The organism is Pseudoroseomonas cervicalis ATCC 49957 (assembly GCF_000164635.1).
GTDB classification, from domain to species: Bacteria; Pseudomonadota; Alphaproteobacteria; order Acetobacterales; family Acetobacteraceae; genus Pseudoroseomonas; species Pseudoroseomonas cervicalis.
In genome coordinates this window covers 1-768 of record NZ_GG771138.1, presented here as the reverse complement: position 1 = coordinate 768, position 768 = coordinate 1, and the positions used below count along the sequence as shown (strand labels likewise).

The 768-nt window shown below is 76.4% G+C and carries 1 protein-coding gene; it reads right to left on the bottom strand.

Annotated features, from left to right (window positions below; translation table 11 throughout):
* Positions 1–123 precede the first annotated feature (123 nt).
* Positions 124–768 (bottom strand): MFS transporter (locus tag HMPREF0731_RS22195; protein ID WP_007006511.1); only part of this gene is annotated, 645 nt, incomplete at its 5' end.

The window sequence follows — 768 nt, the reverse complement described above, 5'->3', positions numbered from 1 at the left end:
TGCCGGTGCGGGTGCGGCTGGTACACGCGCACTGGCTGGCGGCGCAGATGCGCCGCACCGGCCTGCCGGCACACCGCGCCCTGCCGGCCGGGCTGGCGCAGCTCGCCGGCGGCTGAGGCGGCCTCAGCGCCGCGCGCCGTCCTCCTCCGCCTCGCGCGGGGCCAGCAGCAGGCAGGCCAGGCCGAACGCCGCCAGCTGCCCGGCCATGGCCAGGAAGGCCAGGCCGTAGCTGCCGCTCCAGGCCACCAGCACCGTGAAGAGCAGCGGCCCGCCGATCGAGCCCAGGAAGCCGAACAGGCTGGCGGCCGAGGTGACGTCGCTGACCAGCGGCAGCGGCGCGACGCGCGCCAGCTCGGCGATGTGGACGCCGTTCCAGCCGACGGCCAAAAAACCCACCAGCGCGGCGCAGCCATACAGCGCGCCGCGCCCCTGGTCGCCCGCCAGCACCAGCAGCCCGACCGCCAGGGCCGACAGCACCGCCTGCAGCGCCAGGTGCCGCATGGCATGGCCGCGGCGGTCCGCCACCCAGCCCATCAGGACGCGGCCCAGCATGCTGGCGCCCTGCATCACCGCCATGATCCGCCCCGCCTCGGCCAGCGAGGCGCCGTGGCGGGTGACGACATAGGTGGCGGTGAAGGCCATCAGGCAGGCCTGCACCACCGAGAAGGAGGCGCCGAGCGCGGTCAGCATCGGCAGCGAGGGATGCGCGCGCAGCGTGCGCACCGAGCTGGCCAGCGCCCCCGGCGAGAGCAGCGCCCGCGCCCAGCC